Here is a 26,630-nt window from a genome sequence, read left to right as displayed (position 1 = left end):
CTGGAATGTATCTCAATTCCTTTTTCAATCCAACATATTTCCTGAAAATCAGCTCCTCAAGGGGGTTGGTGAAGTAATGGTATTCGCTCACCTTGTCATCCTCAAACATTTCAGGGAAAGTTTCCATGAACTTATCCAGTTTCTCAAGGGGCTTTTCATAATTCCCGTTCTCAATGTCATAGTAAATGTCGTTTAGAATATCCATCACTGGGTTTTCCCTTTCGGACACTTCAATGAATTCCCGCTTTTCCTCATCGCTCAGGCAATCCCACATCATGCGGGAAATCTCCTTGATTATTTCCTTGTTATACGGATGGTCCTTGTAGACCTCGATTTGTGATGAAAGGTACTGGCGGTTCAAATCAGGATTTTCCCCCAGATTGGATTTAATTTTATTAATAATCTCTTCGTACAATTAACACACCTAAAGTTAGTTTAATTGGTAATGTTTTTATATTACCTCTTACCTATTTATATATGTATAAAAATTTAGTTTTATATACTTATTTAAAAAATTTATAGGTGATTATGAAATGGCAAATCAACCAATATTTATCCTTCCAGAAGGAACCGAAAGATATTCAAAAAGAGATGCTTTAAGAATGAATATCACTGCCGCTAAAGTATTGGCAGGAATCGTAAGAACCACATTAGGTCCTAAAGGAATGGACAAAATGTTAACAAGCTCATTAGGTGACGTTACCGTAACCAATGACGGTGCAACCATCATGAGAGAAATGGAAATCAACCAACCGGCAGCAAGAATGCTCGTTGAAACAGCTAAAAAACAAGAGGAAATCGTTGGAGACGGAACCACCTCCGTTGTTGTTATAGCTGGTGAATTATTGGCTAAGGCTGAAGAATTATTGGATGATGGAATCGCTACATCCGTTGTCGTAAAAGGATTCAGAAACGCCACTGCAAAAGCAGTCGAATTATTAAAAGAAATCGCAATCGACGCTGATGATGAAGAAACCCTTAAGAAAGTTGCAGTAACTGCAATGAGTGGTAAAGGATCAGACTATGCAAAAGAACACTTAGCAGATTTAGTTGTCAAGGCAGCATTAAGAATCGAAGAGGATGGGAAATCCGACATTGACAACATCAACATCCAAAGAGTCTCCGGAGACTCAGTGGAAGACTCATTTTTAGCTGAAGGAATCATCATCGACAAGGCACCTGTATCCAAGAACATGCCTAAGGATGTTGAAGATGCAAAAATAGCTATAATGAAATACCCAATCGAATTGAAGAACACCAACACAGATGCAAAAATCGACATAACCAGCCCAGACCAATTCGAGCTGTTCCTCAAACAGGAAGAGGACATGATCAAGGAAATGGTCAACAAGGTTGTTGACTCTGGAGCCAACGTGCTATTCTGTCAAAAAGGCATTGACGACATGGCAGAACACTACCTTAAAAAAGCAGGAATCATGGCTTTCAAACGTGTTAAAAAATCAGACATTGACAGAATCTCAAAAGCCACTGGAGCTAAACTCGTAAGTGACATTGAAGATTTATCCGAAGAAAAGCTGGGAAAAGCAGGTCACGTATACCTTGATAAAATATTCGACCATGAATTAACATTAATCGAGGAATGTGAAAACCCTAAAGCTTCATCAATCGTTTTAAGGGGAAGTACCCGTTATGTTACAGAACAAATCGCAAGAGCACTCGACGACGCATTAGGTGTTGTTGCAGCAACCATTGAAGAAGGCAAAGTGCTCATCGGTGGAGGAGCTTGTGAAATCGATTTGGTCAAACAGTTAAGGGAATACGGCGAATCAGTAAGCGGAAGAGAACAATTAGCAATCTTAAAATACGCTGAAGCATTGGAAGTAATTCCAAGAACCTTAATCGAAAATGCAGGTTTAGACACCATCAACCTGATTGCAGACCTGAAAGCAGCTCACGAAGACTCCCCATTCATCGGAATCAACGTATTTGAAGGTAAGGTAGTTGACATGAAGGATGCTGGAGTTATCGAACCTTTAAGAGTTAAAATCCAAGCTCTCCAATCAGCCGGCGAAGCTGCTGAAATGATCTTGCGTATTGACGACATGATAGCAGCAAGAAATGCACTCAATTCCACCGGACCTGATGAGTCTGGAAATGATGCTAGCGGCATGCCTCCAATGCCTGGTGCAGGTGGTATGGGCGGCATGGGTGGAATGCCACCAATGATGTAAAATCAATAGAATATTTTACATTATTCTTTTTTTTTATTTTTCTTCCTTATTTTTTAATATGCATTATTAAACAAGTTGTTTTTTATTCTAAATAAACTTTAATCAATGTTTTTAATTAATACAGTTTTTAATTATATGTTATTTTATCTAATAAGCTTTAACATTACTGTTTTAATTTTAGTAAAATAATGTAACTTAAAAATTTATTTCATATCATAATATCGTTTTATAGATTAATTTAACTATAATTGCACTTTATTGTTTATTTTCATAAAGTTTCAACCTTATTTTTAAAAATTAAACTCATTTAATTGGATTTGGTAAATAAAAAGGTTTATATAAGATATTTGTAATAAATAATGTTGAAGTGAGATTAGACAGTCTCATGGATGTTTTAAAAAATTGTTATGGAGGTAAAATATTTTGAACAAACAAATATTACTCACATTGCTGATAGTTTTTGCAGTAGTCTTGTCTGCTAGTGCTGTTTCAGCAAGTGAAGTAAATGTTACAGATTCATATGCTACTAACTTAGTAGATGATACCCAAGATGTATCAGTCCCAATGGAGAATACTGCTGATATATCACTGAGTTCTGTATCTAGTGATTCAAATGTTGATAATGATCCATCTAAAGTTTCTCTATCAAGTGAAGAAGTTTTAGAATCTGAAGATTCAAATACTTTATCAACTAACACGGAAGGTAATGATTCATTGAGCAGCAATAATGGGATTGCTACTGTATCCGCATCCCAGCAGGATGTTGTAGGTGCAGATAGTAATGTTTCTTCAACAATAGACATATCAAAAACTGTTCAAGCAAAATCAATTACTAAATATTATAAAGGAACCACTCCTTACATCGCCACATTCCTGGATGCAAGCGGTAAAGTATTAGCAAACGCTAAAGTCAAGATAACCGTAAACGGCAAGTCATATACTAAAACAACTAACGCTAAGGGAGTAGCTTCTTTAGGGATTAATCTGAAACCAGGAACCTACAAGGTCATTTCAGAAAACCCAGTAACTGGTTATAAGTTAACCACTACATTCAAGATTTTAACCACCATTACTGCAAGTGATGTGTCTAAGGTTTACACTGACGGTAGAAAATTCAGTGCTAAATTCTATAAGAGTAATGGTAAGGTTTTAGCTAAAAAGACAATTAAGTTCAAGCTAAAGGGTAAGACATATAAGGTTAAAACCGATAAGAATGGTGTGGCTAAATTATCATTAAAAAAACTTAAAAAAGGTACTTACAAGATAATTTCATATAATACTGACGGTTTAAGCAAAACCAATAAGATTAAAGTATATAAGAAAGTATCTTCCAAATTAGTAACTAATAAATACACTTTCCTTAAAAGTGACTCAAAAACAATTAAAGTTAAACTATTGAACAGCTTAGGTTATGCGCCGGGCAAAGGAAAGGTTGTCAAGTTCACCGTAAAAGGTAAAACATACTCCAAAAAGACCAACAGCAAGGGTATTGCTTCACTCAAATTGCCAAGTCTCAAGGCAGGAGTATACACCGTTAAATACAAGTTCGCCGGAACTGCATATTACAAGGCTTCCAGCGCTTCAAGCAAAGTGACAATCTACCCGTCAAAAACTGTTAAATTAACAGTTAAAAGTGGAACCACTTTCACATACGGTAAAAGTAACACTTTCAAGGTGGGAGTGACATCAGGTAGCGTGCCTATTGCAAGCAAGGCCGTCACATTCAGTGTGGAAGGAAAAACATACACTAAAACCACTAACAGCAATGGTATAGCATCACTTCCTATTGACTTGGTTATAGGTAAGCACACTATTTCCTACTCTGTGGCTAAGGATTCCAAACTCAATGCTAAATCAGGTTCAACTTCAGTGACAATCAAGGAAAAGACACTAACCAAGCATAATGCATACTGGCTTTATGGATCTGACATGAAAAGTGTCAACCTGAAGACTTTAGCATCAAAAGGAGTGACTGACGTTCTTTTGAACTTCAAGGCCTATGAATTATACGGTAAATCCGGTGTTGAAACCTGGATTAACAGTGCTAACGATGTCGGTATTGATGTTCACATGTGGGTTCAAGCTTTCTACTCTGGCGATACCGGATGGGTAAATCCAGTTAAAAACGGCAAGGAGAACACTGCACATTTCACAACCAAGATAAATGAGATCAAAAAATATGCTGCAATCAGTGGCCTTTCAGGAATTCACCTTGATTACCTGAGATATTCAGGTTCAGGCGACAACGCTGCATATAAGAACACTGGCGGTACTGAAGCCATCAACTCATTTGTAAAGCAGGTTAAAACAGCAGTTGATGCAATCAACAAAAATCTTGTTTTATCATGTGCACTGATGCCTGAAACTACAAGCAGCGAGCATTATTACGGTCAGGACTATGCGACCTTAAGCCAATACATGGATGTTGTCATTCCAATGGTTTACAAGGGCAATTACGGCAAAGGCACCGATTGGATTACATCAACAGCACAATGGTATGTTGACAATTCCAAGGGAGCTGACGTTTGGGTAGGTATTCAAACATACAATTCCGATGACGATACAACCAAATTATCTTCATCCGATCTTGCAACCGATATTGCATCTGCAATAAAAAGTGGAGCTGACGGTGTAGTGTTGTTCAGGTACGGAATATCAAATGATGTTAACTTTGACAGTGCAGAATCCTCATCTGCAGCTGCCAAGACAATTTCAATCAGCAATGTACTTACCGGAGCAAATAACTTGAAGAATTTCTATGAAACTAATAAAAGGTTGCCTAATACTGTTACTGCAGGTGGGTATACATTCACTTTAGCCGAATTCTTCTATCTGATGAGTCAGGCTATTTATCAATTAGGTAATTCCAATACAAAAGACATTACTGTTATTAGTGGAGTGTCCGCTCCTAGTTCTCCAACTGGAGACAATATAGATTCAAAGAACTTGGAGACTTTCGTTAAGGTTGCTCAAAATGTTGCAAACTACATTAAAACCAATAAGAAGGCTCCGAATTATGCTTCATCAGATGTGGGTAAGATCATTTACTCAGAACTTGTTGATTCATTTTCACGTATACTGGCATTCTATAAGACCAATAAGAGACTACCGAGTTATGTGACTATCAGCTACGGTTCATCCAGCTCCGGTTCAACTACAGGATCAGGTTCCGGATTGAATGAGAAATGTACTGAAACCAGTTTGGCAAAATACCTTAAGGCTACAACCAACTGTCAAGTTGGCGCATCTGCTATCAAGTCAATCGTGAATTCCGTAACTAAGGGATTGACTAGTGATTATGCTAAGGCTAAAGCAATATTCAATTATGTAAGGGATACCTTATCATACAGTTTCTATTACAGTACCAAGTATGGTGCTACAGGCACTTTAAGTGCTAAGAAGGGTAACTGTGTTGACCATTCACATTTATTGGTTGCAATGTTTAGAACAGCCGGTCTTGAAGCAAGATATGTTCATGGAACATGTACATTCTCAAGCGGAAGCACATACGGTCACGTATGGACTCAGGTGTTAATTGGCAATCAATGGTATGTTGCCGATGCAACAAGTTCCAAAAACTCTTTGGGATCAGTATCTAATTGGAATACCAAGTCATTTAGTTTGAAGGGTATTTATGCTCAAATTGACTTCTAATTAAATGCCTTTTTCCTTTTTTATTTTTTTTCTAAAACTTTTTTTCATATTTTTTTCACATTTTTACTGATATTATTTAGGTTAATCAAAACTTTTTTATACTCTTTCTTATAAATATTTAATAAATACAAAAAATATAAGGTGACTTTCATGGCTGAGGGTAAAATAAGCGAAAATATTGAGGAATACTTGGAAGTTCTCTACCGCAACGGAAGCAACGGAGAACAGGTTTCAACAACACAACTATCAAATGATTTAGGAATAGCGCCGGGAAGCGTAACTCAAATGCTTAAAAAGCTTGAAGACTTAGGTTATATAGTATACACTCCTTATAAGGGGGCAACATTGACTGATGAGGGTATGAAAATCGCTCAAAAAATCACAAGAAAACACAGGATACTTGAAAAGTTCCTATTGGATATCCTGAAGGTCAAGGAGGAAAATGTTCATGAACAGGCTTGTGAAATGGAACACACATTGTCAGATGAGGCTGAAAGGGCATTGTGCACAATGATGCATCATCCGGACTTATGTCCTGATGAAAATGTTATTCCTGCATGTGATTTCGATTTTGAAAGTTGCCAACAATGTTTTTCACAAAAGGACTTTGACCAGGTCATCAACAGGAAATTCAATTTATTGTCCATTTCCGAGTTGAATTCCAATACTGAAGGCACAATTTCATTCATACGTGGAAACACAGACCTTCTGGATGAAATCTCCAATGAGGGCATACGGGTCGGACAACATCTAAAGTATGAGTATAATGAAAACCGCGTGGGCAATCATTATCTTGTATGCATTGACGATAATGAGTTTAACATTCCAAGTGAAATGGCCAATAATATTTTCATTAGGGTTTAAACTCACATTTCTTTTTTTCATAACTTTTATATAATATTTAATTCAAAATTATAAGCATTAAATATAAATTTATTTCTTTTTAGGGTGTTTTAATGCGTGGAAATTTATCTAATGGTATTGTTTCTATAAAGATAGAGGAAGGAAGCAAAAGGCCAATAGCATTGCATGAAAAAAGCAAATTCGGTAAAATTGAGGCTGATTTTTTGCATTTGTCATTGATTGAGGCTTGCTACCTGCAGGAAAAGGGTCGTTTGAATATATATGAGGATGATGTTGAATGCAGTGTAGGGTATTTGATCGACCTTTTAAAGCAGCAGGACGTCTATGGCAAGTATGTTGTCTACAGGGACTTGAAGGACCGTGGCTTTGTAATCAAGACAGGCTTTAAATACGGTTCCGAGTTCAGATTGTATGATCGTGGAGGCGGTCCCGGCCAGGGCCACTCAGATTACCTGGTTAAGATCATTTTTGAAAACTACAACATCAATGCACTGGACTTTGCAAGTTATGTGCGTGTTTCCCATGGTGTCAACAAGAAGCTTCTGCTGGCCATCGTGGATGAGGATTTCGACATAACCTACTACAATATCGAATGGACAAGACCATAGTTTAAATTAAAGAAATCATTTATATTTTAAGAACTTTCATAATTATTATTAAGAATTATCAATCAAAAAATTAATTTAATGTTATTGTTGGTGAAAATATGGCAGATTTAATCGATCCATGGGCATCATTCAGCCTAGATTATGACAAATTAGTAAATCAGTTCGGCATAGGTAAACTTTCAGACATAATAAGTGATGTTAAAAACCCTCAATTATTAATGAAAAGGGGAGTAATATTCGGTCACAGGGAATTCAATGAAATTAACAAGTTAATCAATAAAAATGATGACTTTGCAGTCGTGTCAGGCATGATGCCAAGTGGACAAATGCACATTGGCCACAAGATGGTTGTCGACCAATTGAAATGGTACCAGGACATGGGCGCAATGCTGTCCCTTCCCATAGCGGACCTCGAGGCATACGCCGCAAGAGGCATGAGCTTTGAGAAGGGCCGTGAAATCGCAGTAAACGAATACCTGACAAACTGGATAGCCCTTGGGCTTGACCTTGAAAATGATAACGTAAACGTTTATCTCCAGTCACAGAATAAGCAATTGCAGACATTGGCATTCAAGGCTGCAAACAAAACCAACTTCAGCCAGCTAAGAGCCATCTACGGATTTGAAAACTCAACAAACATCGCCCACGTTCAAGCACCATTGATGCAGGTGGCAGACATTCTGCTGCCGCAAATCGAGGAATTCGGAGGACCGAAAAAGGTAGTTGTTCCCGTTGGAATCGACCAGGACCCTCACATCAGGCTCACAAGGGACATTGCACACAGGCTCCATGAGGAAACAGGATTCCTCCAGCCTGCCTCAACATACCACAGGTTCCTCACAGGCCTTACAGGAGACAAGATGAGCAGCTCTAAACCTGCAACAGCAATATATCTCAATGACGACACCAAAAGCGCAGTCAAAAAAGTTAAATCCGCCAAGACCGGAGGAAGAGAAACCCTAAAAGAACAAGAGGAGCTGGGCGGAGAAGTTGATAAGTGCGTAATCTATGAAATGCTGCTGTACCATTTCATCGACGATGATGAGGAACTTGCAAAAATCAGACAGGACTGCCTGAACGGAACCCTGCGCTGCGGCGACTGCAAGATGAGAACCGCCGAGCTGATGGAAGAGTTCATGGATGACCTTCATGAAAAACAGGTTGAAGCGGCAGAAATCGCAAAGACTTTGATATAGATGTTGGATTTTAAAAAGGAAATAAGATCAGCATTCAGCGAAAACAAAATGGCTATTTGCATATCAATGGCCATTCTTCTCATTTCCCTAATTTTAGGATATGTGCTTGAACCTAACCTGCATGCCTATTTGAACCCCGTTGTTGAGAACCTCTCAAAGCAGGTGGAAACCGGAAACATTAAGCTGACATTCCACAGCATATTCTCAAACAATATCCGGATAGTGTTTTTCATGTTCATATTCGGGCTTTTGTGCTGCTTTTCAGCATTGATTCTGGCATTCAACGGATTCTTTGTAGGGTATTTTGTAGCGGTCAACAGCAATGACATGTTCAAAACCTTGCTGCTGCTTATACCCCATGGGATTTTCGAGTTTTCATCATGCATAATAGCCTGCGCATCAGGATTTGTGCTTTTCAAATTCCTTTACCGCTTCCTGAAGGCATTTGCAAGAAACGATGAGGGGTCTCTTTCAAATCAGTTGTACGAGTCATATGTTGAAAACTTCGATAAGCTCAAACAGTCAATCATGCTGTTGCTTGTCGCTACCGTTTTAATGATAATTGCGGGAATTTTTGAGGTTTACCTGACACTTCCGATAGCGAATTTCATACTTTCAATTTCAAGTTAAATTTTAAATAAAACTAATTAAAAAAATATATATGTGATTTTTTATGATAAGATGTGTTTCATGTGGAGAAGAATATGACGATGATGAAGTAATCTACACTTGCGAAAAATGTGGATCTGTGCTTGAACTCGTTAATGAAATAGATGTTTCAAAAGACATTTTTGATGGTAGAAAAGACAATTTATGGAAATTCAAGGAATGCATTCCAGTAGATGAAACCAAAATCGTTTCCCTTGATGAAGGGGGAACCCCATTCTGCAAATGCGACAAGCTTGGTGACGAGCTTGGAGTGAACCTATACGTTAAAGTGGAAGGATCAAACCCAACAGGAAGTTTTAAGGACAGGGGAATGACAGTTGGAATGACCAAAGCAATGGAATTGGGCGTAAGCACAGTGGGATGTGCTTCAACAGGAAACACTTCCGCATCACTTTCAGCATATGCAGCACGTGCAGGTCTTCGCTGCATCGTATTCTTGCCTTCAGGTAAGGTGGCATTGGGCAAGCTCGCTCAGGCAATGTTCCATGGTGCTGAAGTAATGTCCATCAACGGTAATTTTGACGAGGCACTTGAAGCGATGACTGCTCTTGCATTGGAAAAACATCTTTACCTATTAAACTCAATCAACCCTTACAGATTGGAAGGACAAAAAACAATCGGTTATGAAATCGTCCGTGACCTCGGTTGGCAAGCGCCGGACAGGATCATTTTGCCGGTTGGAAATGCGGGTAACATTTCAGCAATCTGGAAAGGAGTGAAAGAATTTTACGACGCAGGATTCATTAAGGACTTGCCGATGATGACAGGTATTCAAGCGGAAGGCGCATGTCCGGTTACAAATGCATTCAGAAAAGGCGATAAGCGTGTTGTGCCAGTAGAGAATCCTGAAACCATTGCAACAGCAATACGTATTGGAGCTCCAGTCAGCGACATCAAGGCATTGAATGCAATCTATGATTCCAATGGTTATTCTGAAACAGTGACCGATGAGGAAATCCTCGATGCACAGAAATTGCTTGCAAGAACTGAGGGTATCGGTGTTGAACCTGCTTCAGCAGCATCCATTGCAGGTCTTAAAAAACTTGTTGATGAGGGTGTTGTTGATAAGGGTGAAACAATCACTTGTGTGGTTACAGGACACTTGCTTAAAGATCCTAACACTGCCATTGATGCATGCACCAAACCTACTGAGGTGGATGCGGATATAGATACATTAAGAGAGATTTTGATGAACAAATAAAATTTCCTTTAAATCTCTTATTCTTTTTATTTTTCCTTTTAATTCTTTTATATTCAAAAATTAGTTACACTTTTTTTGTTTTAAGTCATTTGTGAAAAACATTTTAAGATATATTCAAGTCACTATTTATGTTAAAATATCATGGTAAGTTATGGTGAATTTATCAAAAATTAACCACTCATTACCAATAGATTTATATATAAGCAAATTAAAACTATTATTAACAAATTTAAATGAGGTGTATAAATATGAGTGAATTACCAATTGCTCCTGTAGGCAGAATCTTAAAAAATGCTGGTGCACAAAGAGTAAGTGATGATGCAAAAGTTGCATTAACCGAAGCAATCGAAGATTACGGAATCGCAATCGCTCAAAAAGCTGTCGGATTTGCTCGCCACGCTGGTAGAAAAACTGTAAAAGCAGAAGATGTTAAATTAGCAATCAAATAGATTTGTTGAGGATCATTTTTTGGGATAGTAATTAATTTTACTATCACTTTTACAATTTTTTTTTTTAATAACTTTTTTTTAACCCTAAAACCATCTAATTTTAACCAATTTTTACAAACCTTTATATACTATGCTAACCAATTTATTATTGTCTAGTTCTCTAGAATTATTTCATTAATTACTAAATTTTTATTTTTAGTTTTGCTAAAAATTATTGAAATTCAGAAGTATTTGTATTGAAAGTCTAATCCCTCTTATTTTTTTCTCGGGATTATATTTAGTGATATATGAATTATTCAAGAATTAGTATTATTAAAGGCTATTAGATTACTCTATAAAGTAATTCGGGTAATTAGAATAGTCGTAATTAAATAATATTATGATTCAATGTGGATTATAATATATGCCGATGGATGGCATAGCCAGATGAAAAAGGAGGTATATTTTATGGCAAACATTTATGTAAAATTTGACACACCAGAAGAATTAGCTAAACAAGCTGAAGAAGCATTAGAAACCGCACAAGCTACAGGTAAAGTAGCAAAAGGAACCAACGAAGTAACCAAATTCATCGAAAGAGGAGACGCAGCATTAGTTGTAATCGCAGAAGATGTAGATCCTGCTGAAATCGTTGCACACATTCCTGTATTAGCTGATGAAAAAGAAATTCCTTACGTATACTTACCAACCAAAGAACAAGTGGGCGTAGCTGCTGGTTTAACTGTTGGTACCGCTTCCGCATGTATTGTTGATGCTGGTGACGCTGAAGCTGCTGTAACTGAAATCGTAGAAAAAGTTGCTGAATTAAAAGAATAGATAAATTCTTTTAAGGATTTTTACGGTGATTTAAATGGAAGAAGGAACTCCTGCTGAAGTCATTGAAGTCTTAAAAAGAACTGGTATGACTGGTGAGGTAATGCAAATCAAATGCAGAATCCTCGATGGTAGAGATAAAGGAAGAATTTTAACAAGAAACATTATGGGTCCTGTAAGAGAAGGCGACATCTTAATGTTACTTGATACAATCAGAGAAGCTAAGGAAATTAGAACTCCTTAAGAAGGTGTAAAAGCATGAGAACTTGTTCATTCTGTAATAAAGAAATAGAAGAAGGTACAGGAAAAATGTACGTCAAAAGAGACGGTTCAATTTATTTCTTTTGTAGCAGCAAATGCGAAAAAAATATGATTAAACTCGGAAGAGTTCCAAGAAAAGTTAAATGGGTTAAAGAATGATTCAAAAAAGTTTTGTAATGATGAAACCAGACGCTGTTCAAAGACGTCTTATGGGTAAAATATTATCTCGTTTTGAAGAAAAAGGTCTTCAAATCGTTGCTTGTAAATTAATTCAAATTGATGAAGATTTAGCAAAAACTCATTATGGGGAACACGCTGAAAAACCATTTTTCCCAAGTTTAGTTGAATACATTACTTCTTCACCATCCCTCGCTATGGTAATTGAAGGAGAAGAAGCAATCACAACTATCAGGAAATTAGTTGGTGCAACCAATCCTTTAGAAGCAGATCTTGGAACTATTAGAGGAGACTTTGGTATGGATACCGGTAGAAACATTATTCATGCTTCAGATGCTCCTGAGTCTGCAGAAAGAGAAATTGCTCTTTTCTTTGATGAAGATGAAATTTGTGATTATCAAATTGTAGATAATGATTTAATTTATGAATAAACTTAGAAATATTTATTATTAAAGAAGATATTATGAAAATCAGATCCCCGATTGTGTCAGTTTTAGGACATGTAGACCATGGAAAAACCACTTTACTAGATTATATCAGAGGCAGCACTATTGCTGATAAGGAAGCCGGTGGTATTACCCAACATATTGGAGCTACAGAAATTCCTAATGATACCATTGAAGAAATCTGTGGGAACTTCATTGCAAGATTAACTATCAAAGATTTAATTCCAGGTTTATTCTTCATTGACACCCCAGGTCACGCAGCTTTCACTAGCTTAAGGAAACGTGGTGGGGCGTTAGCTGACTTAGCTGTTTTAATCGTAGACATTAATGACGGTTTTAAACCGCAAACTTTTGAAGCATTGAACATTCTTAAGATGTACAAGACCCCATTCATAGTGGTGGCCAACAAGATTGACATGCTGTTTGGTTGGGAAACCCATGAGGGAGCATCCTTCAAGGAATCTTTCAATCAGCAGGCTCAAAGTGTACAGCAGGAGTTGGACACTAAAATCTATGAGATTGTAGGCACACTCTATAAGGAGGGTTTCCAGTCAGAAAGATTTGACAGGATCAGTAACTTCGCTTCACAGATCAGTATTATTCCAATTAGTGCCAGGTCAGGTGAAGGAATCATTGAAGTTTTGGCAATGCTTTTGGGGCTTGCTCAGGAATATCTCACCGAGCAGCTGGAAATTAATGAAGACGCTCCGGCTAAAGGTACAGTATTGGAGATTAAAGAGGAAGTTGGATTAGGTCTCACTATTGATAGTATTATTTATGATGGTGTTTTGCGAACTAATGATGAAATCGCTTTGATGACCTCTTCAAATGAGGTTTTAACAACTAAAATAAGGTCTATTCTAAGGCCGCTTCCGCTAGAGGAAATGAGGGATTCTAAAAAGAAATTCCAGAAATTCGATGAGGTTGTTGCAGCTGCAGGTATTAAGATAGCTGCTCCTAATTTAGATGATGTCGTTTCAGGTTCTCCTCTCAGAGTCTTGAATGATGATGAGAACGTGGAAGAGGAAATATTGAAGGAAATCGAAGACATTACCATTAGTACTGAGGATGAGGGTATTTTAGTTAAAGCAGATACATTAGGTTCTCTTGAAGCTATCGTCAAATTGCTCAGGGAATTGGAAATTCCTATTCGCGAAGCAGATATCGGTGATGTTAATCGTAGAGATATAATTAATTCATCAATTGCCTTAAATGAGAATGATGCACACGGTGCAATCATAGCATTTAATGTAAACGTCAATCAAAATTCTCAAGAGGATTTGGAAAACTCAGATGTTAAGCTGTTCAAGGGCGATGTAATCTACCAGATAATTGAAGATTATGAAGCATGGATTGATGAAATCGAACAAGCTAAGAAAAAAGCGTTCTATGATGCTATTATAAAACCTGCAAAATTCATGTCATTGCCTAAGTTAGTGTTCCGTCAAAGCAAACCGGCTATTATAGGTATTGAATCCCTAAGCGGTACCGTTAAACAAGGACAAACTCTAATAAATAAAAATGGAGAATACGTCGGTGTAATAGCCAGTATGGAAGATAAAGGTGAAACATTGCCTTCCATCCCTAGAGGTCAAAGGGTTGCTATGGCCATTAAGGATGCTATTGTTGGAAAACATTTCGATGAAGGGGATGAGTTATACATTGATATCCCTGAAAAACATTACAAGTTCATCGAAAGAGAATTTAAGGACAAACTAACCGAAGATGAATTTGAAACTCTATACGAGTTTGTGGAAATTAAGCGTAAACAAGATCCAGATTGGGGTAAATTTGGTCTTTTTGAATAATAAAATTATTATGATAAAAATTTAAGGAGGAATACCATGGCATTCAAAGTTGTTGTGTCTCAAAAAGCTGAAACTTATCAAGTGGAAGTCGATGAAGCTAATTCCCTTAATGGATTAGTTATCGGTGATGAATTTGATGGTGCAATTGTTGGTTTAGACGGTTACACTTTAAAAATCACTGGTGGTAGTGACAAAAACGGTTTCACTATGAAAAAAGATGTTTCAGGTACTAGAAGAATCAAAAGTTTATTAACTGGTGGTACTGGTTACCATCCTAAAGCTGATGGTGTTAAAAGAAGAAAAACAGTTAGAGGAAACACTATTGCTGATGATATCGTACAAATCAACACTGTAGTTACTCAAGCTGGCAGTAAATCAATAGCTGATATTCTTGGTGCTGATGAAGAAGAGGAAGAATAGTTCTACTATTTTTCTCATTAACTTTTATGTTGAATTAAAATTATTAAAAAAGGTGGTTATCTGTGAACGTACAGTCAGATGTTAACATAGGTTTGGTTGGTCATGTAGACCATGGTAAGACTACTCTTACTAAAGCATTATCAGGTGTATGGACTGATACTCACAGTGAAGAAACAAAAAGGGGTATTTCAATCCGTTTAGGTTATGCCGACATTGAATTTAGAAAATGTCCTGAATGTGATGAGCCTGAATGTTACACTACCTCTGAAAAATGTGAAAACTGTGGAAGTGAAACTGAATTAATCAGAAAAGTATCTTTTGTTGATGCTCCAGGTCACGAAACTCTTATGGCAACTATGTTATCTGGCGCTGCAATTATGGATGGTGCAGTGCTTGTAATTGCTGCAAATGAGTCTTGTCCACAACCACAAACTAAAGAGCATCTCATGGCACTCGATGTAATCGGTGTTAAGGATGTTATTGTAGTTCAAAATAAAATTGATATTGTTTCAAAAGAAAGAGCTATTGAAAGTTATAATGAAATCAAGGAATTTGTTAAGGGTACTTGTGCAGAAGATGCATTGATAATACCAGTATCTGCTCAACAGGGTGCTAACGTAGATATCCTAATTGAAGCTATGCTCAAACAAATCCAACCGCCTGAAAGGAATGTCGATGATACCGCACTGATGCATGTTGCAAGGTCATTCGATATCAATAAGCCAGGTTCTGGCGCAGACAAAATCAAGGGCGGAGTTATTGGCGGTACATTAGTTCAAGGTACATTCAAACTCGGCGACACCATTGAAATCAGGCCAGGCCCAACCAATAACGGTAAGAGGGTCACCCTGAAATCAGAAATCATAGGTCTTGAAGCCAATGGTGAGCAGGTTGAAGAGATAGGTCCGGGCGGTCTTGTTGGTATTGCAACAAAATTAGATCCGTCTTTAACTAAATCAGACTCATTATCCGGAACTGTTGCCGGTGAGGAAGGCACTTTGCCTGACGTATTGGACAGTTTCTCAATGGAAGCTAACCTGCTTGACCGTGTAGTAGGTACCAAGGAAGAACGTGAAGTAGCTCCAATTAAAATCAAAGAGCCATTGATGATTAACTGTGGCACCACAACCACTATCGGTGTTGTCACTTCCGCTAAAAAGGATAATGTTGATGTTGCTCTTAAATTGCCTGTTTGTGCAAGTCCGGGCGATAGGGTTGCTTTAAGTCGTAGAGTCGGCGCTCGTTGGAGATTAATTGGATATGGTATTATTAAATAGAGGTAAATATGGACTCTAAAGAAGTTGTGATCGATACCAATTTTTTTATGGTTCCTTTTCAGTTCAATGTTGATGTAATCACTGAACTTGAAAACACATTACCTTCTTATAAATTAACTACTCCAAGCTTTGTTATCAATGAATTGAAGGGTTTGAAAAGAAATAATAAAGGAAAAACAAGGTTGAATGCGAATTTGGCCTTAAAATTAGCTAATTCTTCAAAAGTTGAAATAAAGGATATTTCATTACTGGAAAACGAAACTGTGGATGATGCGTTACTTAGAGTTTCAGAAGTTTTAGCTACAAACGATATTGATTTAAAAAATCGTGCAAAAAATAAAGGTATAACTGTTGTCTATTTAAGGCAAAAAAAATATATTGCTGTTGAAGGTAAAATATAATATTAATTAAACTTATTAAAGAATGAGGGATTATTTTGTATTATAAAACAACTATTAAGGATATTGTAAGAATTCCACCTTACAGATTTGAAAATCCTCTCGAAGAAGTTGCCATTCAGACTTTAAACGAAACTTATGAAGGTCGTTTAGACAAAAAACTTGGTTTACTTATTTGCGTTAATGCAATAAACGAAATTAGTGAAGGAAGACTCATTATGGGAGATGGTGCATCATACCATAATGTAGTGTTCGAAGCAATTTTCTTTAAACCAGAACAACATGAAATCTTTGATGGTGAAGTAATTGATATTGTTGATTATGGTGCTTTTGTAAGAATCGGACCTATGGACGGTTTAATACATGTTTCTCAAGTGACTGATGATTATATCAATTATGATGCTAAAAGAGGAGCATTGCTTGCTAAGGAATCTAATAAAACTTTAGATGTAGGAGATTTAGTTAGAGCCAGAGCTGTCAGCGTTTCAATTAAAGACGAATCTACCAACAATATTGAAAATAGTAGGAACTCCAAGATACCTCTTACTATGAGACAAACCAATTTGGGCAGATTCGAATGGATTGAAGAAGCTAAACAAAAAAGTAAGAAGGGTAAAGCATGAAGGCATGTACAGTTTGTAAAATGATTTCAAGTAAAGATCACTGTCCTAACTGCGGAAATCCAACTTCAGACAATTGGAGTGGTCTTTTAATTATAACTGACCCGGAAGAGTCTAGAGTGGCCAAGGAATTGAATATTGAAATTCCAGGCGAATATTGTTTAAGAGTAAGATAAGGTGTAATTGTGTTACAGTTAGATACAGAAAACAAGGATTTAATTAAAGATTTAAAGGAACCTTTAGGCAAATTATATCCTGACTTTGAAGATGCTATTGATGAAATCAGGTCTTCCGAGTTTTTAATTTCTGTCGGTGATGCAACTTTTGCAAATCTTACAAAATATGAATTATATCCTAATATTGGTATAATTGATAATTTAATTCAAAGAAAAAATCATACTCATGATGTTATTCGAGCAGATCACATTTTGAAAACTGATAATCCTGCGGGATTTCTCACAGATGATCTATGGGAAACCATAGGCCAAGCTCTTGAATTATCTAACACTGGCGAATGTTATGTAATTGAAGTGGCAGGGGAAGAAGATCTTGCTGTTCTTCCTTGCATCTTAATGGCAAATCCTGAAACCACAATCCTATATGGTCAACCTAACGAAGGATTAGTAGTTTTAAAAGCTCGTGATTTAAAAAATAAAGCTCAAAAGCTTATTGACGGATTTATTGAAATAAATTAAATGAGGTTTTATCATGGAAATCGAATTTATTGAAGAAAAAGAAAATAAATTATTTAACAGAAAGGAAATCAAATTTTATGTTGATTATGATGGAGAAGCAACTCCTAAAGTATTAGACATTAAATCTAAATTAGTTGCTTTATTAAACACTAAAAAAGATTTAATTGTAGTTGACAATGTTCAACCTCACTACGGTGAACCAAAAGCATTAGGTTATGCTAAAGTTTACGCTACCGTAGATGACTTAAAATACATTGAAACTAAACATGTAATTGCTAAAAATGAAGAACCTGAAGAAGCTCCTGAAGAAGAAGCTGAAGCAGAAGAATAAGGTGATTTGAATGGTTAGAAAATCTGATTTATACGAAGTAGATGGAGACAAAATTGTAAGGAAAAACCAAATTTGTCCTCGTTGTGGCGAAGGTGTATTCATGGCTGACCATGGTGACAGGGTTGCTTGTGGTAAATGCGGATACACTGAAATGAAAAAATAAGATTTTTAAATCTTTTATTTTACTTTTTTTTATTATTTTTACGTTTTTAATTATTTTTTAGAAGGGATTTTTTTGGATAATATTAGAAATGGTCGTTTTAAGACTGGAATGACTGATGAAGCGGCAGAGTACACTTCATCTTTTGACGCTGACAAGTTTCTTTTTGAAGCGGATATCAAAACCAATTTTGCACACACTTCCATGCTGAAGCATGAGGGCATTGTTGATGCTGAAATTGCCGACAAGATTTTATGCGCTCTTGATAGTCTTAAAGAAGAAGGTTTTGAAGCATTGAAGTTCGATGCTTCTGTTGAAGATGTTCATATGGCTATTGAAAATTATGTAACTTCTAAAATCGGGCCTGAAGCGGGTTTTATGCACACTGCAAAGTCCCGTAATGATCAAGTTGCATGTGATGTAAGGTTGGTTTTGCGTGAAATGATTGAAGAAATCCAGATTGGCATTTTGGAATTCATTGAAGGGTTAAATGAAATGGCTGGCGAGCATTTGGAAGATGTTTTCATAGGTTTCACTCACTTGCAGCATGCACAGCCAATCACAATAGCGCATCACCTGATGGCTCATGTGCAGGCTCTTAAAAGGGATTATGAACGTTTGGGAGATACATATAAGCGTGTTAACCTGAACCCATTGGGTTCTGCGGCAATGGCAACAACAAGTTTTCCAATCAACAGGCAATTGACCACTGACTTATTGGGCTTTGACGCTTATCTTGAAAATTCAATGGATGGTGTTTCAGCAAGGGATTTCATCTCTGAGACTGTATTCGACCTGGTGGCCTTGTCATCCACTCTCGCTAAGATTTGCGAGGAGCTGGTGTTATGGAGCACTTATGAGTTTGGGGTTATTGAAATGGCTGACGAGTACTCATCAACCTCTTCCATCATGCCTCAGAAGAAAAACCCTGACGTGGCTGAACTTGCCCGTGGTAAGACAAGCATTGCCACTGGTGAGCTAATGACCATTTTAACAATCCTCAAGGCAATTCCATATACTTATAACAGGGACTTGCAGGAAATCACTCCTCACTTATGGAATGCGGTTCAGGTGACTCAGGACACATTGTCCATCGTGACAAAGATGATGTTGTCAGTTGAGTTCAAGGTTGACAGATGTGCTGAGCTTGCAGGCAAGAATTTCGCAACCGCCACTGATTTGGCGGACATTATGGTTCGTGAAAAGCATATTCCGTTCAGGACAGCTCACAAGATTGTCGGAAGAATAGTCAATGAGGCCACTGCAAGCGATATGGCTGAAGAGGACATCACTTCCAAGTTCATTGATGACATTGCAGTTGAATTGGGCTTTGATGAGCTGAACCTTGAGGACGCCCTGATTCAAAGGGCTTTGAATCCTCGTGAAAACGTTCGCATAAGAGCCGTTCCTGGCGGCCCTGCGCCTGAAATGGTTGAGATTGCTCGTGGAAACATTAAGAATTTCCTGAATGAGGAATTCGAAAAACATGGTATATAATTTGAGGAATTTTGGATGAATCTCAATAAATGGATTTTAGGATTGCTTGTTGTTTTCATTTTAACAGCAGGCACTTCCGTTATTTTTGCAGAGCAGGTGAAGGTTTCAGATATCTCATTTGATGTTCCGGGCAATTATTCTGTGGATAAGACTACTGATGATTCATGTGTTTTAAAGAATAACCTGTCAAGCAATTACACCATCAGTATTGTTTTAACCAACTCTTCTGACGCTATTGTCGAAAAGCATTCCCGCCAGGCTTCAGGATTCAGCTTCTTGTCTGAGGAGAATTATACTTCAGCCAATAATTTGAGTGTCAATCAGCAGAATTTTGTTAAGAATGAGTCTTATTTCTCTTTTTACACATTTGATGTTGATTCTTCATCATATATGGTGATTTATACTTTTCCGGTTCATGATGATGAATTGAGTGATCATGTCAGTCCGGTTAATGACATTATTGATTCGATTCAATAATTTTTTTTATCTTCAAAAAAATGTTTAGGTGTACCTAAACTTTATATACTATTTTTAACAAAATATTATTTGTGGATGTAATCATTCGATTACTGAAGCATGAATGTTGTGTAATGGGATATTTATAGAAACTTATTAAATTGTTCCTCAATGAATTCAATAAGTAAAGCTCAGCTCTATTCATATCCCTATCACAACAATCATTATAAAACTAATTTTTCAACTATTCTGATTCTTCTTTTTTGGATTCCACGTAATTTTCATGGATTTCATCAGCCAATTCCTGATTGCCTTCAATGATGGGTCCTGTGTAGTCGCAGTCATAGCAGACCCATTGGGACCAGTTTTGAGGGATGATCCATTTCACATTTCTGGAACCGCATCTGGGACAGATTTTGTGCATCATAATAATTAATTGTTAACAACTATTTATTAAAATTAATGTTTCCGTCCGGTTACTATTTTGTCTTGTAGAAACTCCAAATCAAATCAAGGGCCTCGCCCGGCTCAAGTGCGCCTGAACGGGTCTCCCTGAGTATCCTCTGTATCGAGAATTTCTTCATGTGGGGGAACTTCCTGTGCACCTCATACAAAAGCGGACAGCCGAAGCCTTTGAATGTCATTAAATCATAGTTTCGGATTAAGGATTTTATCTCTTGCTTGCCGACACTTAAACTTGCCGGTAGGTTCAATCGATATAATGAATCCTCTTGCATATTTATGCATTGGCTGCCGGTTGCAAGCATATCACCAAAGACAATTATAGGTATTTCATTATCTTTCGCATACTGCTTAACAAGGTTGCCGGTGTTTTTGGAGCATCTTCCGCAAGGATGAACATTGCCCGTGAAGGACTCTGAGATGACCTCGCTGTAGTCCGCATCGATGTATTCATGGGAAACGTTAAGGGATTCGGTAACCAGCTTGATGTTCTGCTTGAACTGCTTTGGCAGAATGATGGTTCCCGGATCAACCGTAACGGCCACCGGATTGAAACCCAATTTTTTAGCTAAAATAAGAGAAAAGCTGCTGTCAACACCGCCTGACAGTGCAACAACAGCTTCAGTATCTGGAGACTCGCTGAACTCATGCCCGGCGAAATAATCATCGAAGTTGAAACTGTAAATGTTGTCCAGCTTATAGTCAATGGTTTTTCCAAGATTTTCCAAACCGACCATATTCAAATCAAGGTTATTTATGGTTTTTTTTGACAGTCTTAACTTGTATTCCTTGTTGAGAAAATCTCCATAGGATTCCACATGTATGCTTTCAAGACCCAGCTTTTCACGGAGCTTGCCTACAACCCAACCTCCCTTGCCGATAATGGCTGACTTGTCTGGACGGTCTTCAGTAATAATCCACATTTCATTGGTGTTTTCATTGTAATGCAATTCATCAATGAAAATGTTCACACTGTCATGGCCGATTTCGCTGCGAATCCTGTTGACTTCATCCAGAATGAATTTTTTTGTATACATCATAATTAATTATGGTTCAACTACCTTAAATAATAAACTTTTAAGGAGCCTGACCTCCTCACAGGTCATGTTGGATGTAACATTCATCTCCCATCCATTAACCAATCCGATTAGGTCATCGGCTTTTTCGGCTCCCTTGTCAGTTATTTCAACGATTTTCTTACGCCTGTTTGACGGGTCTTCCCGTCTTGTAATGTAGCCCTTGTCCTCAAATCTTCTTAAAAGCTTTGCGGTGTATCCTTCACTGACCTTGAATAGTTCCACCAATTCCTTTTGGGTTGTCCTGTCGCTATAGTGTATTCTGATTAGAAAAGGAAGTTCCGCTTTTGTAATGTCCTCATCATCAAATGCCTCGTCAATGTACTTGCCGTAGCTGGCAATCATTTCCTCAATGTAATGGTATATGAAGATGTTTTCGATATTGTCCTTTTTAAATTGGTTTGGCAATGTCATATTAACCCTCAATATGATATTTGGCGGTTCTTGTAAATAAGAGTATTAAGTCAACCGCCATGACAACAATGGCAGCAAGCATCACATACTGAACGCCCATTCCCGCAACAACCGCTCCCGCAACGGTTGTGCCCAGAGTAACTCCAACATTTCCCATGCTTAGGAATATTCCGTTTGCAAACTCAGGAGCGTCAGGGGCTGCTGACACCATCCAGTATTGTGCGATGTCGTTGCCTATGCCTGCAAGCAATCCCCAGAACACCATCAGGATTATCACAGGTATCTTCATGCCGCCGAATGCGAACATTCCAATCATCAATATTGAAAAAGCGATTGGGAAAATCAATAATGTTGATTTTGTCCTTGAGTTCAAAAGCTTTGCTCCAAGCCAGTTTCCAACTATTGATGCAACACCATAAATAAATAGGACTATGCTCAATTCTGTTCCGAATATGCTTGTTATGGAGTTCAGGAATTCAGAAATGTATGAATAGGATGTGTACATTCCCCCATTCAGGAATATCACTCCAAGAACTGATATTATGAACACTCCGGTGGTTGCCACTTTCACCTGTTTTCCATAGGACTGCTCTTTTCCCGGAAGGCTTGGGAAGAATATGACTGTGGCTATCAGTGCGACGAGTGTCACTAGGCTGAACCACAGCATCGAGAACTGGTAACCGAAATTGGTTGCAACGAATGTTGTTATCGGAACTCCAATGATCATTCCTGCTGAAACTCCCATGATGACCTTGCTCACTGCATCCTGCGCCTTTTCCGGCTCAACTATCTCAGCAGCCACTGTAAGAGCGAGTCCGCAGTATATCGGGTGGAATACTGCAGGGATTATTCTGCACACCAGCGCGATGTTGAAGTCTGTGACGAATGCTCCAATGGTTGAGAATACTGTAAAAACTGCCAATACCAATATGAAGCTTTTCTTTCTGTCGAATTTTGAGAACACCAGTGGCATGAATATTCCGCATATTGCTATTGTCAGGGCGAACAGGCTTACGAACAGTCCTGCCTGGGTGATGTCAACGTTAAAGTACTGTGCGATTTGAGGGAGTATTCCAACCACTCCCATTTCTGTGCTCAGAACTCCGAAGGTACCGAGCATCATGATGTATATTATCAGGTTTTCATTTTTCATAATCAGTCTCCAAATACTTTCATAAGATAACTCTTTCATAAGGAAAGATTTATATATTATCATATTCAACTCATTATTATATAAAACTTATGGTGAAATTATGGAATATGTAAAACTATCAAACGGTGTGGAAATCCCACAATTAGGATTCGGAGTATTTCAAATTCCTCCACAACAAACAAAACAAGCCGTAGCAAAAGCAATACAAGCAGGATACAGGCACTTCGACACTGCACAAGCATACTTCAATGAAGAAGGAGTGGGCCAAGCAATAGCCGAAAGTGGAATTCCCCGTGAGGAATTCTTCATAACCACAAAGGTATGGCACTCACACCACGGATACGAGCAAACCAAAAAGGCATGCGAGGAATCCCTGAAGAAATTGCAGACCGACTACATTGACCTATACCTGATCCATCAAAACATCGGTGACGTATTCGGAACCTGGAGGGCAATGGAGGAACTATACGAGCAAGGCAAAGTAAAAGCGATTGGAGTATGCAACTTCACCGAAACCCGATTCACAAACATGGCACTTCACAATAAAATCAAGCCAATGGTGAATCAAATAGAAATCAACCCATTCTACCAACAGCAAGGAACCGAAGACTTCCATGCTAAATTCGAAACCCTAATCGAATCATGGGGTCCGCTAGCTGAAGGAAGAAATGTAATATTCAAAAATCCGATATTGGCTGAAATAGGTGAAAAACACGGCAAATCAGTTGCGCAAGTCATAATAAGATGGATCATTCAAAGGGGAATAATAGTATTTCCAAAATCATTGAAAGCCGAAAGAATGCAGGAAAACCTTGACGTGTTCGACTTTGAACTGAGTGAAGAGGACATGGAAAAAATCAAAGAGCTGGAAACAGGTGAACCAATAGCATACATCGACACACCCGAATTCGTAGAGTCAATCTCACAATTCGGAGTATAAGCAATGAATATGCCATCATTTTTCCATTAACTTTTTTAATTTTCAACTTCAAAATAATACTGAGGAGATTGTATTATGGAATATCGTGAATTGGGCAACACTGGAATAAAAGTATCAGAAATAGCTTTCGGTGCTGAATTTCTAGTGGAAAGGCCATACGAAGACACTGAAGAATTAATCAAGGCATGCGAGAAAGCAGGAATAAACTTTGTAGACTGCTGGATGAGTGAACCCGACGTAAGATCCCACCTTGGAAGGGCAATCAAGCCCAACCGTGAAAACTGGGTGATACAGGGACACATTGGATCAACCTGGCAGAACAACCAATACGTCCGAACAAGGGACATGGACAAGGTGATACCTGCATTCGAGGACTTCATGGAAAGGTTCCAGATGGACACTTTGGATTTCGGAATGATACACTACGTTGACCAGATTGAAGACTATGAAAACATAATGAATGGACAATTCATCGAATACGTCCGCAAGCTAAAGGACGAGGGAACCATAGCACACATCGGACTGAGCACACACAACCCGGATGTGGGAATTCTGGCGGCCAATAATCCTGAAATAGAATTGCTGATGTTTTCAATAAACCCTGCTTATGACATGTTCGGCGCAATGGACGACATCGAGGAATACCGCAAGGAAGACGCATACACCGATTCAATGTTCGGATTGAACCCTCAAAGGGCAGAACTCTACCAGACATGTGAGGAAAACGGCACAGCACTGACTGTAATGAAAGGATTTGCAGGTGGAAACCTATTGTCCGATGAGACCTCACCCTTCGGAGTGGCATTGGCACCGATTCAATGCATACACTACTGCCTTGAGCAGAAAGGAGTCAACAGCATATTCGTAGGTGTCAAAACAGTCGATGAGCTTGAGGAATCATTGAAATACTGCACTGCAACCGAAGCAGAAAAGGACTATGCTGAAGTTTTAAAGAATGCTCCTAAACACTCATTCGAAGGACAATGCACATACTGCGGACATTGCCAGCCATGCACATCTGAAATCGACATTGCAATGGTTAATAAGCTATTCGACCTTGCCAAAAACCATGATGAAGTGCCTGCAAGCGTCCAGGAACATTACAATAACCTGAAATTCAATGCGACAGACTGCATTGCATGCGGGGACTGTGAACCGAGATGCCCATTCAACGTTCATATAATTGATGTGATGCTTGACGCACAGGACCTGTTTGGATTCTAAGTGATAGTATGCAATACCTGATATTGAACAACGGCGTTAAAATGCCGATATTGGGATTTGAAGTGCATCAAATCCCTCCTGAAAAAACCAAGCAGGCAGTCATTGATGCCATTGATGTGGGCTACAGGCTGATTGACACTGCTCAAGCCTATGATAATGAAAGTGAAGTCGGCGAAGCAATCAGGGAATGTGGAGTTGCGCGCGAGGATTTGTTCATCACAACAAAGGTATGTGTAGGAAACTACGGCTATGACAACTGCAAAGCATCAGTTTTAGAGTCCCTAAAAAAATTAGGCCTGGATTATATTGACCTCGTATTGCTGCACCGCCCATGCTCCGATTATTACGGTGCATACAGGGCATTGGAGGACTTGTACGGGGAGGGATTGGTTAAGGCAATTGGTGTGTCAAACTTCAATCCCGAAAGGTTAACCGACATATGCCTGTTTGGCCGTGAAGTGATTCCTGCAGTTAATCAGGTTGAAGCCAATCCATTCAATGCACAGTATATTGCTCAGGCCAACATGGAGAAAAACGGTGTTCAGATGGAGGCATGTGAACCATTCGCTGAAGGAAATAATGACATTTTCAACAATGAGATATTGGTCAGGATAGCAGAGAAGAACAATAAGACCTCCGCACAGGTCATGTTGAGATGGCTGATAGAGCGAAGTATTGTGGTTTTATTTAAATCCACTGATAAGGATATGATGGCTGAAAACATTGATGTTTTTGATTTTGCATTGGATGATGGGGACATGCTTGAAATCATGAGTCTGGATAAACGGTAAAGCATGCTTTTCAACCATAATGATTCTGAAATTGTTGAATTTACGAAAATCAATAAGATCAAATTTTAATTAAATTAATGATTTTTTTGATTATTTTATCTTTAAAATTCGAGAATACCTCGACTTCTGCAAGTCGGGGATGAATCGAAAAGTTGGGTGTACTTTTGTTAATTGTCTATATAATTAGTTATTTTTTAAAATAAGCTTTTTTTATAAGGTATTTAGGGGGATTATTATATTCACTATACTTTTTGATTTTCATATTGATATTGGAAAATTAATACGTCGAATAAGAAGAGACAATTACTTGTCTCCCCTCTTCTAAGAACCGTACGTGTCCCTTTTAAGACATACGGCTCAAGCATACTTATAAGAATT

Annotated in this window: 30 protein-coding genes and 1 pseudogene; 26 read left to right on the top strand and 5 right to left on the bottom strand. The window is 38.0% G+C overall.

Going from position 1 to position 26,630, the window contains the following annotated elements:
* Nucleotides 1–415, bottom strand: a pseudogene (locus tag QZU77_RS05755) (hypothetical protein); the annotation flags it as partial.
* Nucleotides 416–533: 118 nt separating this feature from the next.
* Between QZU77_RS05755 and thsA the strand changes: the two are divergent.
* From thsA to QZU77_RS05640, 23 genes are all read left to right on the top strand, one after another.
* Nucleotides 534–2,192, top strand: a complete 1,659-nt coding sequence (gene thsA, locus QZU77_RS05750; RefSeq protein ID WP_295601353.1) for a thermosome subunit alpha — start codon at nt 534–536, stop codon at nt 2,190–2,192.
* A 423-nt stretch (nt 2,193–2,615) separates the two neighbouring features.
* A complete protein-coding gene (locus QZU77_RS05745) occupies nt 2,616–5,846 on the top strand; it encodes a transglutaminase domain-containing protein (protein ID WP_295601349.1) in 3,231 nt (1,076 codons plus the stop codon).
* 150 nt (nt 5,847–5,996) lie between these two features.
* Nucleotides 5,997–6,710 carry a metal-dependent transcriptional regulator gene (locus QZU77_RS05740; protein ID WP_295601346.1) on the top strand — a complete coding sequence of 238 codons (714 nt, stop codon included), beginning with the start codon at nt 5,997–5,999 and terminating at the stop codon, nt 6,708–6,710.
* Nucleotides 6,711–6,802: 92 nt separating this feature from the next.
* On the top strand, nt 6,803–7,318 hold the full coding sequence (gene endA / locus QZU77_RS05735) for a tRNA-intron lyase (protein WP_295601343.1): 516 nt from the start codon (nt 6,803–6,805) through the stop codon (nt 7,316–7,318).
* A 98-nt stretch (nt 7,319–7,416) separates the two neighbouring features.
* Nucleotides 7,417–8,514, top strand: coding sequence for a tryptophan--tRNA ligase (locus QZU77_RS05730; RefSeq protein WP_295601340.1), 1,098 nt, complete (start codon nt 7,417–7,419; stop codon nt 8,512–8,514).
* A complete protein-coding gene (locus QZU77_RS05725) occupies nt 8,515–9,144 on the top strand; it encodes a stage II sporulation protein M (protein WP_295601337.1) in 630 nt (209 codons plus the stop codon).
* Between the two features lie 43 nt (nt 9,145–9,187).
* Nucleotides 9,188–10,384 (top strand): threonine synthase, encoded by a 1,197-nt coding sequence (gene thrC / locus QZU77_RS05720; protein ID WP_295601334.1) that lies wholly within the window; start codon nt 9,188–9,190, stop codon nt 10,382–10,384.
* Nucleotides 10,385–10,632: 248 nt separating this feature from the next.
* Complete coding sequence (locus tag QZU77_RS05715) at nt 10,633–10,833, top strand: histone family protein (protein WP_295601331.1); 201 nt, start codon at nt 10,633–10,635, stop codon at nt 10,831–10,833.
* Nucleotides 10,834–11,280: 447 nt separating this feature from the next.
* Entirely contained in the window at nt 11,281–11,649 is a 369-nt protein-coding gene (gene rpl7ae, locus QZU77_RS05710) for a 50S ribosomal protein L7Ae (RefSeq protein WP_295601328.1), read from the top strand.
* Between the two features lie 34 nt (nt 11,650–11,683).
* A complete protein-coding gene (locus tag QZU77_RS05705; protein WP_042692817.1) occupies nt 11,684–11,890 on the top strand; it encodes a 30S ribosomal protein S28e in 207 nt (68 codons plus the stop codon).
* Nucleotides 11,891–11,904: 14 nt separating this feature from the next.
* On the top strand, nt 11,905–12,066 hold the full coding sequence (locus QZU77_RS05700) for a 50S ribosomal protein L24e (protein ID WP_116669817.1): 162 nt from the start codon (nt 11,905–11,907) through the stop codon (nt 12,064–12,066).
* A complete protein-coding gene (gene ndk / locus QZU77_RS05695) occupies nt 12,063–12,515 on the top strand; it encodes a nucleoside-diphosphate kinase (RefSeq protein WP_295601324.1) in 453 nt (150 codons plus the stop codon). The genes QZU77_RS05700 and ndk overlap by 4 nt, the downstream gene beginning before the upstream one ends.
* 32 nt (nt 12,516–12,547) lie before the next feature.
* Nucleotides 12,548–14,338, top strand: coding sequence for a translation initiation factor IF-2 (gene infB, locus QZU77_RS05690; protein ID WP_295601321.1), 1,791 nt, complete (start codon nt 12,548–12,550; stop codon nt 14,336–14,338).
* Between the two features lie 36 nt (nt 14,339–14,374).
* Nucleotides 14,375–14,758, top strand: a complete 384-nt coding sequence (locus QZU77_RS05685) for a 30S ribosomal protein S6e (protein WP_295601318.1) — start codon at nt 14,375–14,377, stop codon at nt 14,756–14,758.
* A 62-nt stretch (nt 14,759–14,820) separates the two neighbouring features.
* A complete protein-coding gene (locus QZU77_RS05680) occupies nt 14,821–16,035 on the top strand; it encodes a translation initiation factor IF-2 subunit gamma (RefSeq protein ID WP_295601313.1) in 1,215 nt (404 codons plus the stop codon).
* A gap of 8 nt (nt 16,036–16,043) precedes the next feature.
* The gene (locus tag QZU77_RS05675; protein WP_295601310.1) at nt 16,044–16,436 is read left to right on the top strand and encodes a PIN domain-containing protein; all 393 of its coding nucleotides are present in this window, start codon (nt 16,044–16,046) and stop codon (nt 16,434–16,436) included.
* A gap of 35 nt (nt 16,437–16,471) precedes the next feature.
* Nucleotides 16,472–17,056, top strand: coding sequence for a DNA-directed RNA polymerase (locus QZU77_RS05670; protein ID WP_295601307.1), 585 nt, complete (start codon nt 16,472–16,474; stop codon nt 17,054–17,056).
* Nucleotides 17,053–17,229 carry a transcription elongation factor subunit Spt4 gene (spt4, locus tag QZU77_RS05665; RefSeq protein WP_295601304.1) on the top strand — a complete coding sequence of 59 codons (177 nt, stop codon included), beginning with the start codon at nt 17,053–17,055 and terminating at the stop codon, nt 17,227–17,229. Before QZU77_RS05670 ends, spt4 begins: the two co-directional genes overlap by 4 nt.
* Before the next feature lie 9 nt (nt 17,230–17,238).
* On the top strand, nt 17,239–17,748 hold the full coding sequence (locus QZU77_RS05660; protein WP_295601300.1) for a GTP-dependent dephospho-CoA kinase family protein: 510 nt from the start codon (nt 17,239–17,241) through the stop codon (nt 17,746–17,748).
* A 13-nt stretch (nt 17,749–17,761) separates the two neighbouring features.
* The gene (locus tag QZU77_RS05655; RefSeq protein WP_295601297.1) at nt 17,762–18,079 is read left to right on the top strand and encodes a 30S ribosomal protein S24e; all 318 of its coding nucleotides are present in this window, start codon (nt 17,762–17,764) and stop codon (nt 18,077–18,079) included.
* Nucleotides 18,080–18,089: 10 nt separating this feature from the next.
* Entirely contained in the window at nt 18,090–18,242 is a 153-nt protein-coding gene (locus QZU77_RS05650; protein ID WP_067042875.1) for a 30S ribosomal protein S27ae, read from the top strand.
* 72 nt (nt 18,243–18,314) lie between these two features.
* Nucleotides 18,315–19,736, top strand: coding sequence for an argininosuccinate lyase (argH, locus tag QZU77_RS05645; RefSeq protein ID WP_295601293.1), 1,422 nt, complete (start codon nt 18,315–18,317; stop codon nt 19,734–19,736).
* A 15-nt stretch (nt 19,737–19,751) separates the two neighbouring features.
* The gene (locus QZU77_RS05640; RefSeq protein WP_295601290.1) at nt 19,752–20,213 is read left to right on the top strand and encodes a hypothetical protein; all 462 of its coding nucleotides are present in this window, start codon (nt 19,752–19,754) and stop codon (nt 20,211–20,213) included.
* 223 nt (nt 20,214–20,436) lie between these two features.
* Here QZU77_RS05640 and QZU77_RS05635 read toward each other — a convergent pair whose 3' ends face one another.
* Genes QZU77_RS05635 through QZU77_RS05620 form a run of 4 tightly spaced genes read right to left on the bottom strand, consistent with a single transcriptional unit; the run spans nt 20,437 to nt 23,297 of the window.
* Nucleotides 20,437–20,619 carry a hypothetical protein gene (locus QZU77_RS05635; protein ID WP_295601286.1) on the bottom strand — a complete coding sequence of 61 codons (183 nt, stop codon included), beginning with the start codon at nt 20,617–20,619 and terminating at the stop codon, nt 20,437–20,439.
* Between the two features lie 52 nt (nt 20,620–20,671).
* The gene (locus QZU77_RS05630; RefSeq protein WP_295601283.1) at nt 20,672–21,694 is read right to left on the bottom strand and encodes a 7-cyano-7-deazaguanine synthase; all 1,023 of its coding nucleotides are present in this window, start codon (nt 21,692–21,694) and stop codon (nt 20,672–20,674) included.
* A 6-nt stretch (nt 21,695–21,700) separates the two neighbouring features.
* Nucleotides 21,701–22,144: a MarR family winged helix-turn-helix transcriptional regulator gene (locus QZU77_RS05625; RefSeq protein WP_295601280.1), complete on the bottom strand. Its 444-nt coding sequence runs from the start codon at nt 22,142–22,144 to the stop codon at nt 21,701–21,703.
* Nucleotide 22,145: 1 nt separating this feature from the next.
* Nucleotides 22,146–23,297, bottom strand: a complete 1,152-nt coding sequence (locus QZU77_RS05620; RefSeq protein WP_295601277.1) for an MFS transporter — start codon at nt 23,295–23,297, stop codon at nt 22,146–22,148.
* Nucleotides 23,298–23,397: 100 nt separating this feature from the next.
* On the opposite strand from QZU77_RS05620, the gene QZU77_RS05615 reads away from it, so the two are divergent.
* From QZU77_RS05615 to QZU77_RS05605, 3 genes are all read left to right on the top strand, one after another.
* Nucleotides 23,398–24,237, top strand: a complete 840-nt coding sequence (locus QZU77_RS05615) for an aldo/keto reductase (protein ID WP_295601274.1) — start codon at nt 23,398–23,400, stop codon at nt 24,235–24,237.
* A gap of 75 nt (nt 24,238–24,312) precedes the next feature.
* On the top strand, nt 24,313–25,461 hold the full coding sequence (locus QZU77_RS05610) for an aldo/keto reductase (RefSeq protein ID WP_295601271.1): 1,149 nt from the start codon (nt 24,313–24,315) through the stop codon (nt 25,459–25,461).
* A gap of 8 nt (nt 25,462–25,469) precedes the next feature.
* Nucleotides 25,470–26,252 carry an aldo/keto reductase gene (locus tag QZU77_RS05605; protein WP_295601268.1) on the top strand — a complete coding sequence of 261 codons (783 nt, stop codon included), beginning with the start codon at nt 25,470–25,472 and terminating at the stop codon, nt 26,250–26,252.
* Nucleotides 26,253–26,630: the final 378 nt, after the last annotated feature.

The sequence above is a fragment of the uncultured Methanobrevibacter sp. genome, from assembly GCF_902774605.1.
Lineage (GTDB): Archaea > Methanobacteriota > Methanobacteria > Methanobacteriales > Methanobacteriaceae > Methanocatella.
Note: the sequence above shows the minus strand (reverse complement) of the source record. Positions and strands in the feature narration are given on the sequence as shown.

Bases quoted from the DNA above. Each gene is read 5' to 3' on its own strand.
- thsA (WP_295601353.1), top strand. From the start codon at position 534: ATGGCAAATCAACCAATATTTATCCTTCCAGAAGGAACCGAAAGATAT.
- QZU77_RS05740 (WP_295601346.1), top strand. From the start codon at position 5,997: ATGGCTGAGGGTAAAATAAGCGAAAATATTGAGGAATACTTGGAAGTT.
- endA (WP_295601343.1), top strand. From the start codon at position 6,803: ATGCGTGGAAATTTATCTAATGGTATTGTTTCTATAAAGATAGAGGAA.
- QZU77_RS05730 (WP_295601340.1), top strand. From the start codon at position 7,417: ATGGCAGATTTAATCGATCCATGGGCATCATTCAGCCTAGATTATGAC.
- QZU77_RS05725 (WP_295601337.1), top strand. From the start codon at position 8,515: ATGTTGGATTTTAAAAAGGAAATAAGATCAGCATTCAGCGAAAACAAA.
- thrC (WP_295601334.1), top strand. From the start codon at position 9,188: ATGATAAGATGTGTTTCATGTGGAGAAGAATATGACGATGATGAAGTA.
- QZU77_RS05715 (WP_295601331.1), top strand. From the start codon at position 10,633: ATGAGTGAATTACCAATTGCTCCTGTAGGCAGAATCTTAAAAAATGCT.
- rpl7ae (WP_295601328.1), top strand. From the start codon at position 11,281: ATGGCAAACATTTATGTAAAATTTGACACACCAGAAGAATTAGCTAAA.
- QZU77_RS05705 (WP_042692817.1), top strand. From the start codon at position 11,684: ATGGAAGAAGGAACTCCTGCTGAAGTCATTGAAGTCTTAAAAAGAACT.
- QZU77_RS05700 (WP_116669817.1), top strand. From the start codon at position 11,905: ATGAGAACTTGTTCATTCTGTAATAAAGAAATAGAAGAAGGTACAGGA.
- ndk (WP_295601324.1), top strand. From the start codon at position 12,063: ATGATTCAAAAAAGTTTTGTAATGATGAAACCAGACGCTGTTCAAAGA.
- infB (WP_295601321.1), top strand. From the start codon at position 12,548: ATGAAAATCAGATCCCCGATTGTGTCAGTTTTAGGACATGTAGACCAT.
- QZU77_RS05685 (WP_295601318.1), top strand. From the start codon at position 14,375: ATGGCATTCAAAGTTGTTGTGTCTCAAAAAGCTGAAACTTATCAAGTG.
- QZU77_RS05675 (WP_295601310.1), top strand. From the start codon at position 16,044: ATGGACTCTAAAGAAGTTGTGATCGATACCAATTTTTTTATGGTTCCT.
- spt4 (WP_295601304.1), top strand. From the start codon at position 17,053: ATGAAGGCATGTACAGTTTGTAAAATGATTTCAAGTAAAGATCACTGT.
- QZU77_RS05655 (WP_295601297.1), top strand. From the start codon at position 17,762: ATGGAAATCGAATTTATTGAAGAAAAAGAAAATAAATTATTTAACAGA.
- QZU77_RS05650 (WP_067042875.1), top strand. From the start codon at position 18,090: ATGGTTAGAAAATCTGATTTATACGAAGTAGATGGAGACAAAATTGTA.
- QZU77_RS05640 (WP_295601290.1), top strand. From the start codon at position 19,752: ATGAATCTCAATAAATGGATTTTAGGATTGCTTGTTGTTTTCATTTTA.
- QZU77_RS05635 (WP_295601286.1), bottom strand. From the start codon at position 20,619: ATGATGCACAAAATCTGTCCCAGATGCGGTTCCAGAAATGTGAAATGG.
- QZU77_RS05630 (WP_295601283.1), bottom strand. From the start codon at position 21,694: ATGATGTATACAAAAAAATTCATTCTGGATGAAGTCAACAGGATTCGC.
- QZU77_RS05625 (WP_295601280.1), bottom strand. From the start codon at position 22,144: ATGACATTGCCAAACCAATTTAAAAAGGACAATATCGAAAACATCTTC.
- QZU77_RS05620 (WP_295601277.1), bottom strand. From the start codon at position 23,297: ATGAAAAATGAAAACCTGATAATATACATCATGATGCTCGGTACCTTC.
- QZU77_RS05615 (WP_295601274.1), top strand. From the start codon at position 23,398: ATGGAATATGTAAAACTATCAAACGGTGTGGAAATCCCACAATTAGGA.
- QZU77_RS05610 (WP_295601271.1), top strand. From the start codon at position 24,313: ATGGAATATCGTGAATTGGGCAACACTGGAATAAAAGTATCAGAAATA.
- QZU77_RS05605 (WP_295601268.1), top strand. From the start codon at position 25,470: ATGCAATACCTGATATTGAACAACGGCGTTAAAATGCCGATATTGGGA.